The sequence below is a fragment of the Tunturiibacter psychrotolerans genome (genome assembly GCF_051013365.1).
In the GTDB taxonomy this organism is placed as follows: Bacteria; Acidobacteriota; Terriglobia; order Terriglobales; family Acidobacteriaceae; genus Edaphobacter; species Edaphobacter psychrotolerans_A.
Map to the genome: position 1 here is coordinate 5,660,429 of NZ_CP132941.1, position 15,058 is coordinate 5,675,486.

General features: G+C 56.2%; 12 protein-coding genes and 1 tRNA gene. 10 read left to right on the forward strand and 3 right to left on the reverse strand.

What is annotated here, in order from left to right:
* Positions 1–296 precede the first annotated feature (296 nt).
* The 5 genes from RBB76_RS24050 to RBB76_RS24070 all read left to right on the forward strand — a co-directional run bounded on the left by RBB76_RS24050 (position 297) and on the right by RBB76_RS24070 (position 5,656).
* On the forward strand, positions 297–1,019 hold the full coding sequence (locus tag RBB76_RS24050; protein ID WP_429630470.1) for an HAD family hydrolase: 723 nt from the start codon (positions 297–299) through the stop codon (positions 1,017–1,019).
* Between the two features lie 110 nt (positions 1,020–1,129).
* Entirely contained in the window at positions 1,130–1,813 is a 684-nt protein-coding gene (locus tag RBB76_RS24055; RefSeq protein ID WP_429630469.1) for a sigma-70 family RNA polymerase sigma factor, read from the forward strand.
* A 161-nt stretch (positions 1,814–1,974) separates the two neighbouring features.
* Positions 1,975–4,407, forward strand: a complete 2,433-nt coding sequence (locus tag RBB76_RS24060; protein ID WP_429630467.1) for an Orn/Lys/Arg decarboxylase N-terminal domain-containing protein — start codon at positions 1,975–1,977, stop codon at positions 4,405–4,407.
* Positions 4,408–4,666: 259 nt separating this feature from the next.
* Positions 4,667–5,362 carry a lipid-binding SYLF domain-containing protein gene (locus RBB76_RS24065; RefSeq protein ID WP_429630465.1) on the forward strand — a complete coding sequence of 232 codons (696 nt, stop codon included), beginning with the start codon at positions 4,667–4,669 and terminating at the stop codon, positions 5,360–5,362.
* Positions 5,363–5,571: 209 nt separating this feature from the next.
* Positions 5,572–5,656, forward strand: a tRNA-Leu gene (locus RBB76_RS24070).
* A 74-nt stretch (positions 5,657–5,730) separates the two neighbouring features.
* On the opposite strand, the gene RBB76_RS24075 is transcribed toward RBB76_RS24070, so the two are convergent.
* Entirely contained in the window at positions 5,731–7,182 is a 1,452-nt protein-coding gene (locus RBB76_RS24075) for a sugar transferase (RefSeq protein ID WP_429630463.1), read from the reverse strand.
* Positions 7,183–7,856: 674 nt separating this feature from the next.
* On the opposite strand from RBB76_RS24075, the gene RBB76_RS24080 reads away from it, so the two are divergent.
* The 5 genes from RBB76_RS24080 (at position 7,857) to RBB76_RS24100 (ending at position 12,619) form a co-directional block, all read left to right on the forward strand.
* Positions 7,857–9,275 (forward strand): UDP-glucose dehydrogenase family protein, encoded by a 1,419-nt coding sequence (locus RBB76_RS24080; protein WP_429630461.1) that lies wholly within the window; start codon positions 7,857–7,859, stop codon positions 9,273–9,275.
* Positions 9,276–9,384: 109 nt separating this feature from the next.
* Positions 9,385–10,344 (forward strand): UDP-glucuronic acid decarboxylase family protein, encoded by a 960-nt coding sequence (locus tag RBB76_RS24085; protein ID WP_429630459.1) that lies wholly within the window; start codon positions 9,385–9,387, stop codon positions 10,342–10,344.
* A gap of 256 nt (positions 10,345–10,600) precedes the next feature.
* Positions 10,601–11,350 carry a LuxR C-terminal-related transcriptional regulator gene (locus tag RBB76_RS24090; RefSeq protein WP_429630457.1) on the forward strand — a complete coding sequence of 250 codons (750 nt, stop codon included), beginning with the start codon at positions 10,601–10,603 and terminating at the stop codon, positions 11,348–11,350.
* A 225-nt stretch (positions 11,351–11,575) separates the two neighbouring features.
* Entirely contained in the window at positions 11,576–11,875 is a 300-nt protein-coding gene (gene secG, locus RBB76_RS24095) for a preprotein translocase subunit SecG (protein ID WP_429630455.1), read from the forward strand.
* A 111-nt stretch (positions 11,876–11,986) separates the two neighbouring features.
* The gene (locus tag RBB76_RS24100) at positions 11,987–12,619 is read left to right on the forward strand and encodes an MBL fold metallo-hydrolase (protein WP_429630453.1); all 633 of its coding nucleotides are present in this window, start codon (positions 11,987–11,989) and stop codon (positions 12,617–12,619) included.
* 54 nt (positions 12,620–12,673) lie between these two features.
* Here RBB76_RS24100 and RBB76_RS24105 read toward each other — a convergent pair whose 3' ends face one another.
* Together RBB76_RS24105 and RBB76_RS24110 are read right to left on the reverse strand one after the other, a co-directional pair.
* On the reverse strand, positions 12,674–13,849 hold the full coding sequence (locus RBB76_RS24105) for a pyridoxal phosphate-dependent aminotransferase (RefSeq protein ID WP_429630451.1): 1,176 nt from the start codon (positions 13,847–13,849) through the stop codon (positions 12,674–12,676).
* 114 nt (positions 13,850–13,963) lie between these two features.
* Positions 13,964–15,025: a hypothetical protein gene (locus tag RBB76_RS24110; RefSeq protein WP_429630449.1), complete on the reverse strand. Its 1,062-nt coding sequence runs from the start codon at positions 15,023–15,025 to the stop codon at positions 13,964–13,966.
* Between the last annotated feature and the right edge of the window lie 33 nt (positions 15,026–15,058).

Below are 15,058 nucleotides of genomic sequence, written 5' to 3' on the forward strand. Positions count from 1 at the left end.
TCACAACAGATATCGAGCGCGTAACACCCTGCGCGACTTGATCATACTGACCATCCGTGGAAGCTCTCAGTTCTACTTCGAAAGGGTTCCATACTCTATAACCCACAATCACAGAGGGTTTGCGATCGTGAGTAAATCCTGCATTCGACATTTCCATATGCGCGAGAACAGTACTAATCATTGCTTTCAACTCTGGCATACCCCTCTCCGGGGATACATCCCCCAAGCGTGGCATCCCCTTTGCATGTTCTCTGAGTGTCTCGAATCGGGACCACGATTCCCCTTATAATCAGCCTGTGAACTCCCCCAATCAGGTCACTCGCCGCCCCGCCAACCAGACCCTCCTCATCGACGCCGACGATACCCTCTGGGAGAACAACATCTACTTCGAGCGTGCGATTACCAGCTTCGTCTCCTACCTCGATCATCGCGTCCACACAGCCGAAGAGGTGCGAAGCCATCTCAATCAAGTCGAGCACGACACCATCCGTACCCACGGCTACGGACTTCACAGCTTCCGCCAATCATTGATCACCTGCTTCCAGCAGCTGACCGACACCCCGATGACCGATGAGAAACATCGTCGCATCGAAAGCTTCGCCCGATCCATCGCCGAGCAGGAGATTGAGCTCCTACCCAACGTGGCACCCACCCTCAGCGAACTCGCCACCCGCCATCGGCTCATCCTGGTCACAAAGGGAGATCAGACCGAGCAGACCGATAAGCTGCATCGCTCCGGCCTCGCCCCTCACTTCACTGCAGTCGAGGTGCTCCCTGAAAAACATCATCAGGCCTATCTCTCGCTCGCCTCTCATCACAGTTGCGATGCATGCAAAACCTGGATGATCGGCAATAGTCCACGCTCAGACGTCAATCCCGCTCTCTCAGCCGGTCTGAACGCCATCTTCATCCCCCACGACTTCACCTGGGTCCTCGAGCATGAAGTCGTCAACCAGCCACCCGCTGGCCAACAACTCCTCGAGCTGGCAAGCTTCGCCGATCTCACCCAACACTTTTAGCGACACCCTCTCCACTCTCCAACTGTAATGATTTCGGCCTTCGTCCGTCCTCTAGTTTGTTCGGATCTTAAAACCGGACACAAGGAGACTTTTTATGACCACGAAAAACTGTGATTGCTCTTGCTGGCCCATCTGTACATGCCCCGAATGCTCCTGTTGCGACGCTGACTGCAGTTGCAATGCATCCAAATAACGAACTGGAGCGGTGTGGAGACGATCTCACACCGCTTCCTACCTCTCGAAACATGTCCACCACCGTACTCACCGGGCTTTTGCAGCAACGAGAGCACTTTCTTCGCTTCCTGCGCAGACGAGTTGACTCTACTGCGACTGCCGAAGACATCCTGCAAAGCGCTTATCTCCGCGCCATGGAACAGACCTCAAATCTCCGTCGGGATGAGTCAGCGATCGCTTGGTTTTACCGCATCCTTCGCAATAGTGTCATCGACTACTATCGCCATCGAGCTGCCGAAGATCGTGCGCTGGAACGTTGGGCTGTGGATCTGAAGACCGAAGCGGGGCACGACAAGCGGACTCGTGAAATCGTCTGCGAGTGCATCGACCACGTCCTCCACACACCGAAGCCGGCCTACGCCGAGATACTTCGTGACGTGGACCTTGCAGAAGGCAGTCTGCAGGCCTTTGCGCTCAAAGCCGGAATCACGCAAAGCAACGCCACTGTTCGCGTTCATCGTGCACGTCAAGCCCTCAAAAAGCAGCTCACCCTCGTCTGCGGCACCTGCTCGAAGCACGGTTGTCTCGACTGCCGCTGCGTCGAAACAAACCTATCCTGAACGCCGCGGCCAAAGTCCGAAGTCCGAAGACTTCTCCTTGTGTCATCCCGGTGCGCCAACGCCATAAAACAATAAAATCCCCCACGTTAACACTCCATAAACCTCCCACAAAACTTCCCTGTAACATCTAAGAGGACTAAAGAGAAGAAGTGAGAGGTGTAATGAGCGAAGGCCGTTGGGTTTTATTGATTGCGAGTGAAGTTGGCGGTACGGATTCCGTTTCAGATCGCGCCATGGAGCGCCTCGTCGAGGCAATCCGTCTCGAAGGCTACGAGGTCGTCCGCACCTCGACGCCAGAGGATGGTCTGTCTCTGGTCACCTCCGATCCTTCGTACAGCACAATCCTTCTCGATTGGGACCTCGAAGGCGAGAACCAGTTCGCCGAAGGAGCCGCGCTTGCGATCCTCCGCGCCGTGCGTCGCCGCAACAAAAAAATCCCCATCTTTCTCATCGCCGACCGCACTCTCGTCAGCGAACTTCCTCTCGAAGTCGTCAAGCAAGTCCACGAGTACATCCACCTCTTCGGCGACACCCCCGCTTTCATCGCGAACCGCGTCGACTTCGCCGTCGAGCGCTACCACGAGCAACTCCTCCCGCCTTACTTCCGCGAGCTGAAGAAATATAACGACCAGGGCGCATACTCCTGGGACGCGCCCGGTCACATGGGCGGCGTCGCCTATCTCAAGCATCCCGTCGGCATGGAGTTCCACAAATTCTTCGGCGAAAATATCATGCGCTCCGACCTAGGCATCTCCACCGCGCCGCTCGGCTCCTGGCTCGATCACCTCGGACCCCCAGGCGAATCCGAACGCAACGCCGCCCGCATCTTCGGCGCAGACTGGACATTTTACGTACTCGGCGGATCCAGCACCTCCAATCAGATCGTCGGCCACGGCGTCATCGCGCAGGACGACATCGTCGTAGCCGACGCCAACTGCCACAAGTCAATCTGCCACTCCCTCACCGTCACCGGCGCGCGCCCCGTCTATATGAAGCCAACGCGCAACGGCTACGGCATGATCGGCCTCGTCCCCCTCAAGCGCTTCAGTCCCGAGTTCATCCGCGGCATCATCGACAAGAGCCCCCTCACCACCGGCGTCGCCAATCAGAACCCCACCTATGCCGTCGTCACCAACTCCACCTACGACGGCCTCTGTTACGACGTCAATAAAGTCGTCTCCGAGCTCTCGAAATCCGTCCCTCGCATCCACTTCGACGAAGCCTGGTACGCCTACGCCAAGTTCCACGAGATCTACCAGGGCCGCTTCGCCATGGGCGTTCCCGACGACATGCCCGACCGCCCCACCATCTTCGCGGTTCAGTCGACGCACAAGATGCTGGCCGCCTTCTCCATGGGCTCCATGATCCACGTCAAGCTCAGCCCCCGCGCCAACCTCGACTTCGATCAGTTCAACGAGTCGTTCATGATGCATGGCACCACCTCGCCGTTCTACCCCTTGATCGCCTCGCTCGACGTAGCCGCAGCCATGATGGACGAGCCCGCCGGTCCCACCCTGATGAGCGAGACCTTGCACGACGCCATCAGCTTCCGCAAGGCCATGTCCTCCATCGGCCACCGTCTTCGCGCTGCCGAGCAGGGCTGGTTCTTCCGTCTCTATCAACCCGAGTACGTCTTCGATCCCCTCGACGGGCAGACATATCTCCTCGAAGAGGCCGCCGACGGCCTCCTCACCAACCGCTCCAGCGCTTGGACCCTCAAAGCTGGCGAAGATTGGCACGGCTTCCAGGACGAGGACATCACCGACGACTACTGCATGCTGGACCCAACCAAGGTCACCATCCTTACCCCAGGCGTCAACGCCCAGGGTAAGGTGAGCGACTGGGGCATCCCCGCAGCCATCGTCACCGAATTCCTCGACGGCCGCCGCGTCGAGATCGCCCGCACCGGCGACTACACCGTCCTCGTCCTCTTCTCGGTCGGCACCTCCAAGGGCAAGTGGGGCGCCCTGCTCGAAAACCTATTCGAGTTCAAGCGTCTCTACGACTCCGAAGCCCCGCTCGAAGAAGCCCTGCCCGAGCTCGTCTCCCGTTTTCCCCATCGCTACCGCAACGTCACCCTCAAAGAACTCTCCGACGAGATGCACGCCGCGATGGTGCAGCTCAACCTCTCCGGCCTCGTCAACGACGCCTGCGACGAAGACTTCGACCCCATCCTCACTCCTGCCCAGACCTACCAGAAGCTCCTTCGCCACGAAACGGAAAAAATTCGCTTCTCCGAGATGGCCGGCCGAATCGCCGCTGTCATGCTCGTTCCCTACCCTCCGGGCATTCCCATGTCGATGCCCGGCGAGCGCCTCGGCAGCTCTGAAAGCCCGGTCATCAAGCTCATTCTGGCGATGGAAGAGTTCGGCAAGCGCTTCCCCGGCTTTGAGCGCGAAGTTCACGGCATCGAGACCGACGCCGAAGGAAACTACTGGATGCGCGCCGTGATCGAAACCCCCGGCAAGAAGAAAAACGGCAACGGCCACGGGAAGCAGCGCCCGCCAAACGCAGCACCGCCCGTTAAGAAGAGGAAGCGCACCCCTCCAACATCTCCGATCCCCCCGGGAAGCGGGCTGGGGTCAGAACGGTAACTTGCCTGTAACCCGCGCCCCTTCAATCACGTCCAAAGGCCTTTTCTGTTGACAGATGAGGCCTTTCCCTTTAACTTGACCTCCATAGTCGATGGCGGTTGATCTCTGTCCTACCGTTGCCGCACTCTTCCTCCCATTTGCATTACGGCCTGGTACTTTCGATAAGTTTCACCGGTTGAAGCTGGTCAATCCTATGTGCGTTGAAGCAGCTACGACGACCGGCCAATATTCCGAAAAACAAACCACGAAAGGTTCGACCATGAAAAAGAAACTGCTACTCGCTCTGGTATGCACTGCAGTCACCTTGCCCGCTGTCGCGCAAAATAAGATCGACAATCGCCTGGGTGATTCGGCCCTGGTCCTCAAACAGATGCTTGCCCAAAGTAATGGTATTCCGCAAAATCTGCTCGATAAATCCGTATGTGTCCTCGTGTTTCCCGCTGTCAAAAAAGTTGGTATCGGCATCGGCGTAACCTACGGCCGCGGAGTCATTGTTTGCCGCTCCGGTGCTGACATGACAGGTCCATGGTCGGCTCCCGCCATGTACAAACTGGATGTCGGCAGCTTAGGCGTTCAGCTCGGCAGTTCTTCCACTGACTACGTCCTACTGGTCGAAACCAAAACCGGAGCCCAGAAAATTCTGTCCGGCAAGATGAAATTGGGCGCTGATGCAACCGCCGTTGCCGGGCCAACTGGAGCCAAGGCTGTCGCTGCCAATGATCCAGGTGTCGACGTCCTCACTTACTCCAGAGCCAAAGGCGGTCTGTTTGCCGGAGCCTCTATTGCTAGCGCCTCAATGGATACTGACGACGACGCCAACAAGGCTGTCTACGGTAAAGCCATCACCGCAACCGAGATAGTCCGCGAAGGTGCCGTAACCGTAACCCCTGCAGGCAAGGCTCTGGACAACGTCCTCCGCAAGGCATCGCCGAAGCGTGCCGCATCAGCCAACTAGTAAGAACCCACCAACCCACCCGGAGGGTGACGTCAGCTCACAGACGCCACTCTCCGGGTGCTCTTCGTTTGGTTCACCATTTTCTCGCCAGTCAGTTCTGACTTCGCACCACCTTATCCACACCTCGCTCCCATTCAACCCGCCCCAGATGCTATACTTACCTTCGGATTGCTTACCGCACCTCGCGCTCACCAGCGTCGAGACAAAGCGCGGAGGTGGCGAAATTGGCAGACGCACTAGCTTGAGGTGCTAGCGCCGCAAGGCATAGGGGTTCAAGTCCCCTCCTCCGCACCAATCCACACATTTGTGATTTTTAATTAGGTCAACCGTAAACGGTTGGCCATTTCTTTTGGATAGCCGGAAATCCCCTAAACAGCACCGGATCCGCGAAACACCGCAGGAATCGTCTGAAAGAGAATCTTGATATCGAGCCAGACCGACCACTGATCGATATACCGCATATCCAAAGCCATCCATTCGTCGAATCCAATGGAGCTCCGACCCATAATCTGCCACAGGCACGTAATTCCTGGCTTCACGCTGAACCGCCGCCTATGCCAGTCCTGTGAAAATCCCTCGTAGTCACGAAGCGGAAGTGGCCTCGGGCCCACAAGACTCATCTCTCCGATCAGAACATTAAAAAGTTGCGGTATCTCGTCCAGACTCGTCTTGCGAAGAAACTTGCCCGTCGGTGTAATCCGAGGATCATTTTTCAGCTTGAACGTGGGCCCCTGAGTTTCGTTCAGGTGTTCCACCTGCGCCATAAGACGCTCCGCATTCTGAACCATCGTACGAAACTTCAGAATCTCAAATGGCCGCTTCCCGTAGCCTATCCTGGTTTGCCTGAAGAAGACCGGGCCTGGACTCGTCAGTTTAATCAATAAAGCAATCATCACGAAAAGCGGCGCGAGTACCATAAGCAACAGCCCCGAAATCATCACATCGGCCCCACGCTTGATCATGAAAGCCCATGCATTCCATGATTCGTCATGCAACGTAATTGTGCTGATCGGTCCACGCAAAAGAGCTGTCCGCTTCGAATCTTGCCGATCGAAAAAAGTGCCCAGAAACCGAACCGCAATTCCGTGATCGCGGCATGACGAGATGATGCCCGCAATCTGCTGGTAAAACGATGCGAGAGGCAAAGCAACAATGACCTCATCCACCGGCAGCGTTCTGAGCAACTCAGGAACAGAATCAAGTCCGCCAACTAAAGCTCCCAGATGAGAGTCAGCCGTCTGCTTGCTCCACCATTGATCATCCACAAAGCCCTGCACACAATAGCCCCACTCCGGATGTCCCGCCAACTCGCGAACGAAACTGTTCGCACGACGATTCGTACCAACGATGAGGATGTGTCTACGGTTTCGGCCGCGAGCGCGAAACGCCTGTATGATCGCTCGGGAGATCAGACGGGTCGTAAGAATAGCCGCAAAACTCATGATGCCGAACAGGACTGCGACAACCACCAGATCCACCGAGTTCCGCATCGATTCTGAACCGATCAGCCAAAGCCAGACCAGGCTCAACAACGCGCAGAACGAGCAGGCCCAACCTGCTTTGAAGGTCTCCCGCAGAGACTCTCGCCGTCGCCCCCCACGATATAGCCCATTCACCCGAAGTGCCGTATGCCATCCCAACGCCAGCACGAACGTCGCCGAAAAGACCTGAATCGGGTAATGGGTCTCAAGCGAGTTCAGCACATCGAAGACGGGCTGATGAATGGTTGTTACATAAGAGAGCCCGAGGCAGCAAAACAGTAACGCGATATCGCCGATTGGCGCCAGCTCTAAGATGGTTGCTCTGTTCGAAGGTGTCATTGGGGAAGCCCCTTCTGAGAGTGCCTTCTCGAAAAGTTAGTGAAGCGCGGAGCAGCACGTTGAGCCCGAATTCGTCAGGCCTCAGAGTAACCCGATTTCAACTGTGTAGGCAATGAAGAAAATGACCCGAGAAGTAATTCTCACGTCACGGTTACAAAAACGAGACCATAAGATTGCAACACTGTGAAATTTCGTTGTCGATATCGGGGCCCATGATCACACATCGACAGCCAGTCTCTTGTCGAACACCCGACGACAGGCACTCAAACCTTGTCACTAAAGTGGTACCCGTGAAAAAAATAAGAATGGCATCCACACTGCAAACTACGGTATAAGAAGACTTGACCGTTTTTCTGTATCAGAGCCGCATTGAGCTCGAGCGAAATTCCTTAGTCAGCGGAGGGGACCCATGGATCGACTTGTCGACGAAATAGCTCCTTCCTGCGCGGTCACCCCTCTTCGCTCTCCGAACATCAACCGCTCTTTGATGCCTTGTCGAGCTCTGGTCGCGATATCTGAGATATCTCCGCCATCCAGCCAACGCGTTCTCAAATTAGGCCATCTTATAGAGGTCGCATCGCCAGTAATAGCCAAGCTACATGCAAAAAGAATAAAGTTGGCCGACAGTCGCCAATCTCGATTTAGTGCACCAAAGTAGACCCATTGGAGATCGTATGAGTGATTCAATTCACATTGCAGTCGTCGGTTCTGGCTACGTCGGACTAGTAGCCGCTGTTTGTTTTGCAGAGATGGGTCACAGCGTCGTGTGTGTGGATAATGATCAGCAAAAGGTCTCTGCATTACAAGGCGGAGAGAGTCTGATCCACGAAAAGTATCTGCCTGACCTCCTGCAGCGATATCGCAACGCCAGGGTGCGTTTCACAACCGACCTGTCTGCCGCCACGCGGGAAGCACAGGCAATCTTCATAGCGGTAGGAACACCCCAGAGCGAAACAGGAGATGCCGACCTGTCGTATGTCGAGGCCGTCGCGAGCGAAATCGCCCGGTCCATCACAACTTACAAGGTGATCGCAGAGAAAAGCACAGTTCCTGTCTACACAAATGAGTGGATTCGCCGGGTTATGGAACGCAACGGCGTCTCGCGCGATATGTTTGACGTTGTCTCGAACCCCGAGTTCTTGCGCGAAGGAACCGCCGTAGCCGACTTCCTCCATCCGGATCGTATCGTTGTCGGAACCGATAGCGACCGCGCCGCCGATATCATGTCGAGGATCTACGAACCCCTGACCTCCGGCCGATACTACGCAAAGGCAGGAGCCATCGACGGCGTCTGTAATCGCGACACCCCACCGCCACTGTTACGCACCTCCACCAAGAGCGCTGAGATCATCAAGCACGCCTCCAACGCTTTTCTCGCATTGAAGATCTCCTTCATCAACGCCGTGTCCAATCTTTGCGAGGCCGCAGACGCCGACGTGGAACAGGTAGCACAGGGCATGGGACTCGACAGCCGCATCGGTCCAAAATTCTTGCGGCCCGGAATCGGCTATGGGGGGTCCTGCTTCCCCAAAGACGTCGCGGCATTCCGCTCCGTCGCCGAGCAGCTCGGCGTCAACTTTGCACTGTTGACCGAAGTCGAAAATATCAACGCCGACCAGAAGCGGCGATTCCTCAGCAAGGTGCGTTCAGCGCTCTGGACCCTCCGCGGGAAAAAGCTCGCCGTCCTCGGCCTTGCCTTCAAAGGCGGCACCGACGACATTCGCGACTCCCCTGCCATCGAGCTGGTCCGAATGTTGATGGAGGAAGGATGCTCCATCAGAGCCTTCGATCCCGCAGCAATGCAGCGTGCAGAGCAGATACTCCCCCCTCGTCCAAACTTCCAGTATGCGGTCGACCCCTACGACGCAGCTAAGGATGTCGACGCACTTTTGATCCTCACCGATTGGGCGGAGTTTGGCCGTCTGGATCTCCAGCGCCTCGCTGCCACCATGCGCTATCCCATCGTGCTCGATGGTCGCAATCTTTATGATCCCGAACTGATGCTGGAAAATGAGATCACTTACTTTAGCGTAGGAAGGCCCACGCGGCATCACACCCCTGAGCTCGCAGCCGTTGCATCTCGTTCTCGTTAGTCGAAGCTTTGCTTTCGTCATACCTTCGAGGTCTTGAAATATCATTGCAGTACGAATAGGTAAGGCTTTTTTCTAAAAGAGCTCAGCCGTTGTAGCATCTAGGGGAACTATGAATTCAAAAAGAATCCTCGTAACGGGAGCTGCAGGTTTTCTTGGCTCGCACCTTTGCGATGCCCTGCTCGACGCGGGAAACAGTATCATCGGCGTCGACAACCTGAGCACAGGCAACGAAGCAAACCTCGCCCACCTACAGAACGAACCCCGCTTCGACTTTACTGAGATCGATATCTGTCAGCCTTTCGACGTCGGCGAAGTCGACTTCGTCTTCAACTTTGCATCACCCGCAAGTCCAGTCGACTATGCCCGACTCGGCGTTGAAACTCTCCTTGTCGGATCGGCGGGAACCATCAACACCCTGGAAGTTGCGAAGAAATACCACGCCGGCTATCTGCACGCATCAACCTCCGAGTGCTACGGCGACCCCGAAGTTCATCCCCAGCCTGAGTCCTATTGGGGAAATGTCAATCCGATTGGGCCCAGATCGGTCTACGACGAAGCCAAAAGGTTCTCCGAGGCAGCCGTAATGGCCTACCACCGTTACCATCACGTGAACACGCACCTCGTGCGAATCTTCAATACATACGGACCAAGGTTACAAATCAATGATGGGCGCGTCATCTCCAACCTCATGACGCAGGCTCTTCGCGGTGAGGCTCTCACCATCTATGGCGACGGAATGCAAACCCGAAGTTTCTGCTACGTCTCGGATCTGATCGCAGGCATTCTCGCCCTCGCAGACTCGAACGAGCACCTCCCCGTCAACATCGGCAACCCAGAAGAGTGGACCATCCTGAGTTGCGCCGAAGAGATCCTCAAGCTCATCGGGTCAGACAAGAAAATTGTCTTCAAGCCCCTTCCCCAGGACGATCCGACACGTCGCAGACCCGACATCAGCAAGGCAATCAGGCTGCTCGGATGGACCCCGAAGATCCAGCTTCGCCAGGGTCTCGAGATGTCGTTAGCCTACTTTCGAGCCAATGCCGAAATTGGGCTGGTTCAGAACTCTTAGAGCTGAGAAGTTTTTCTCATAGGCGATTTAGTAAAAGTGTCTCTGTGAAAAATCACTGCATCAGAATTGCGATCACTCCGATGTTCGAGCCTTCATTGTTAATTTCTCGAGTAAATGAGTTGCCGTAAGAAACGCTGGACGAGTACTTACGTCTTAATACGAAGGACAATTATTGTAGCTTTTTGCGATTGGAGAACATCTCTATAGCTGAGAAGATGTTCTCAATTGAGCGCCCAACCTTTGGCTGGAGAGACTCATGAAGCGATTTACTGAAGAGCGAACTTCCCCCGGCGCCATCAAGGTGATGGTGGCAAATCTCCCCATCATTCTCTGCGAGCTATTGCAGGGTGCATTTCAAGCCGTTCCGGACATCAAGATCGTCCTCCCCGCAAACGACCTACAGCATCTTCTCAATGCAGCCGAAGCCAACGTCGACGTCATCCTCATCGGCTCTTCAAAATCGGACTCGCTCGGAGCCGTCTCCATTCTTCAATCCATCCCAGACGCATACAAAAATGCCCGCGTCGTCGTCCTCACCCAGGATCCCGACTATGCCGAGGTCATCTCCTTATTTCGCGCCGGCGCGAAGGGAATCTTCGGCAGCGCCGACCTTCGCTTCGAACTCCTATGCAAATGCATCCGGTGCGTCCATCAGGGACAGATCTGGGCAAAAAACGAGTTGCTCGTCCACCTGGTCTCTTCCTTGTCTCACCCAAGATCGACGAACGTCGTCGACCGCCAAGGCAAGCCTCTGCTCACCACGCGGGAGCAACAGGTCCTGCATCTTCTCTCCGACGGTCTCAGCAACTCTGAGCTAGCCACTGTGCTCAAACTGAGCGAGCACACCATTAAAAACCACCTCTTCCGCATCTACGACAAACTCGGCGTCTCGAATCGGATGGAAGCCGTCCTCTACGCGCTTACCCCTCGCAACCCGCCCCCGCTCCAAAACCGTCCCTCGAACCCGATGCCCTCTAACAAAATCACAATCATCAAAACAGCATAGAAACCTGTTGCCTCTCTTGTTCATCCCCGCAGGGATCTCCGTTGCCTGTGCCTCCGGGCACGATCTAGATCAGCGGCAGCTCCTTGGGTTTCTTTCAGAACCGGTGATACACTAACTCTTAGGCTAAGGTGCAACTATTCTGAGCAGAGAGATCAACCCTGCTCCGCACCCATCCGAACATTCTCCGGACATGTCTCCGGGCTCAAGAGGTACCAAGCAGCTCCGATGGTTATTCTTCTCGTCATCATTCACGTTGTCGTCTGTCTCTTCCTCATTGGCGTCGTCCTCCTGCAGCAAGGCAAGTCCGCCGACCTCGCCGGAGCCTTCGGTGGCCAGGGTTCGCAGACCGCATTCGGCCCTCGCGGCGCAGCCAACCTCCTCACCAAGCTGACCACCTACTCGGCGATCGTCTTCATGCTCACCTCCATCGGCCTGACGATCCTGTTGTCCCGCGCAAGCGGAGACCACTCCGTTCTCACCGGCACCGCGCACCCGACCCATCAGACGACGCCGGTCAAGAAGTAGCCCCTTCAGTCTTCCAGAATGCGCAGGCCTCCGGCTTGCGCATTTTTCATTTCACCCTCGTAGTCCAACTCACATCAAACCATCGTCGAAAGCGCGGAGCCCTGAATCCTTATGATCCACGAGATCCTCACCGTCGGTCCGCTGCAATGCAACTGCTCCATCCTTGGAGACGAGACCTCCCACGAAGCCATTGTCGTTGATCCAGGCGACGACATCCCTCGCATCATCGCGGTCCTCGCCACCCACGGCCTCACTGTCAAAAAAATCATCATCACCCACGCCCACATCGACCACATCGCCGGCGCCCATCGCCTCAAGCAGCTCACCGGCGCTCCCATCCTCTACAACCAGCACGATCTCCCTCTGGTCAAAATGATGGACGTTCAGGCCGGCTGGCTCGGCATCCCCACCCCCACCGTCTCCGCCCCCGACGACACCCTCGAAGATGGCAAACTCATCGCCGTCACCGGCCTCACGGGCTCCATCCTCCATACCCCCGGCCACACCGAAGGCAGCGTCTGTCTCCACCTCCCCACCCAATCTCTCCTCCTAGCCGGGGACACACTCTTCGCCGGCTCAGTCGGCCGCACCGACCTACCCGGCGGCAACACCCGCAAGCTTCTCAGCTCCATCCATGAGCGCCTTCTCACCCTGCCCGACGACACCACGGTCATCCCCGGCCATGGCTCTCAAACCACCATCGGCACAGAACGCGATTCAAACCCATTCCTGCAAGACCAATAAATAGAACGATTTATCGGATTAACAAAAAGCACAGCTTTACATGCACCACATGAACTAGTAACTACCGTGGTTCAGCCCTGTTACCGTCTTTATTCTCTGAATCCCCTCCCCAAACTCCCGCATCGACCCCAACAAACTCACCACCACCCGGCTAGCTCCGGCGATTCCATAGAACGTGCCCGGATGCACGATCACCCCTGCCTCTCTTAGCAACCTCTCCGCCATATCCCCTTCAGCAAAGTTCGGTGGCAACCACAGGATCGCACTCCACCCTGCCTCCACCCTCAGCACCTCAAGTCCACTCTCTGACGCTACCCGAAGATTCCCCTTCACCCGCTCCAGAATCTGCGCCTGAATTCCCCGCCTCCCCGCCAGCCAAACCGGCAGCGCTCTCTGCATCGGCGCGTTCATCGACAGAAAAGTATCCGCCACCACCTCCAGCCGTCCCATCGCCTGCCCTCGATCCCCCTCCGGCCCGAACCCCACAATCCAACCCACCTTCATCTGCGGCAACCCTGCAATCTTGCTCATCCCGCTCAACACAAACGTCAAAACCGGATGCGGTCCCACCGCGAAACTCCTCCCCGCTTCCTTCTCCAGCCAATAGTCCAGAAACACCTCGTCAACGATCAACGCAAGATCATGCAGAACACATATCTCCTGAAGCTTCTTCCGCTCCTGAGTCCCTGTGCCGTGTCCCGTCGGGTTATTCGGATGCACCACAACGATCGCCTTCGTCCGCGGTCCAATCCTTCTTTCCAGCTCCGCGAAATCAATCCACCAACCGAAGTCATAAAACAACGGATAAGGCTTCAGCCGCACATCCTCCAAATCCGCCAGAAAATCAAACAGTGGATAGCTAGGCTGCGCGACCAGCACCTCATCGCCGGCATCGCACAGCAGCCGAAACAAATATCCATACCCCTCGCTCGTACTCGTCGTCAGTACCACGCTATCCGGATCGACATCCGCGCCATGCTCCCCGTAGTACCCCGCAACCGCCTCCCGCGCAAACCTCATCCCTCGAGGATCGGGATCGTACGTCAAAGCCTCCCGGCTAGCCAAAGGCGCAAGAACCGCCTCAGCATCGTAATCAAATCCACAAACCGTAGGATTCGAAACTGTCAGGTCCACCAGCTCCCGCCCCGCCGCCCGCGCTTCACGAATCGCAGCCGCAAACGCACTCTCCCCCACATCCCAACCCGTCCGCGCTGAAAACCGATAGCTCACCCAATCATCCTAATGCGCAGCCGATTGAATCTCTCTGCCGTTATCGGAGATCTCACTGAGAAAGCAAGATCCCCGATTGCGGCCTGGCACAAACAAACTCGTTCAGGGCAGCAGCTAACGCGTAGCAGCATCAGCCGCGACAGCAAGCGTATGGAGTGTGCTAAGGAACCGCTTCGATTGACCCGTAAAGAGCCCATCGGCCGTAAAGCTTGCAATCGTCGCAACCGCGCCTCCAAATGCATCCGTCAGCGGACGAATCACCGAACACCTGGGAAGTTTGGGATCGATAAATTCGCACGGAACAGGAAAGATCAGGCTCGGTTGCGTCAACGGAGTGAGCGGGACAAAAAAATTGGGAAACGTTAGCCCCCTATCCGTCACCGGCGCGACCGGGCTTTGCACTCCATTGCCCGCAAAATCAACCCACTCCAAAAAGTGAGCGATCTCGTCTCCCCCGATGCCGAGCGTGATCCGAAGCACCTCAGGATGCTTCACCTTTTGACTCATCGCTGCGTAAAGACTCGATCCACCTTGCTCAATGTATCCAAAGTGAAACGCCGCCGTATTCGCAATCACCTGAATATGATCCTTATCGCTGAAATCAGCGTCGGTGAGAGGAATCGCGGTACGGTTCGTGATATCGATCGCCTGAGGAAAGCCGGCACCAAAGTCAGGATTGGTTTCACTCCGATAACGAATGAACCAGCTGGTATCGACGTTGAGATGCGTCAGATTCGTGAGCCGCCCAATGTCTTGTGCTCCCGTAGCTCTGCTTCCCTGCAACGTGCGAAACTCGTCGAAGTTCACTGGTTCCGCTCCCTTGAACTGAAGATAGCCATTCAGGAACGTGGCGTGGCTCAGTTCATCCAGGGCGTTGCTGGTGATGTACTGTGGGCCATCGCTATCGAGATTCGAGAGAGCAGCCTGATACGCGTTCAACGGTTGGTTTCGATCTACCTCAGTAGGCTCGCCAGAAGTGAGGCCGCCCAACTCTGCATACTGCTGCCACAGGTCCGTTTCGATCAGTTCCGCCGCCGCCAAAAATCGGAGGATCGCGACGTCGCCCGCGTCGAGACTACCGTCTGCTACCTCAGATTGTGCAAAAGCCGAACTTCCATTTGTTAACAAACCGACGCCCGCCGTAGCTTCGCCTCCTGCCAGAAGACCGTTCTTCATAAACGAACGACGATCCACCATACGACTGATGTT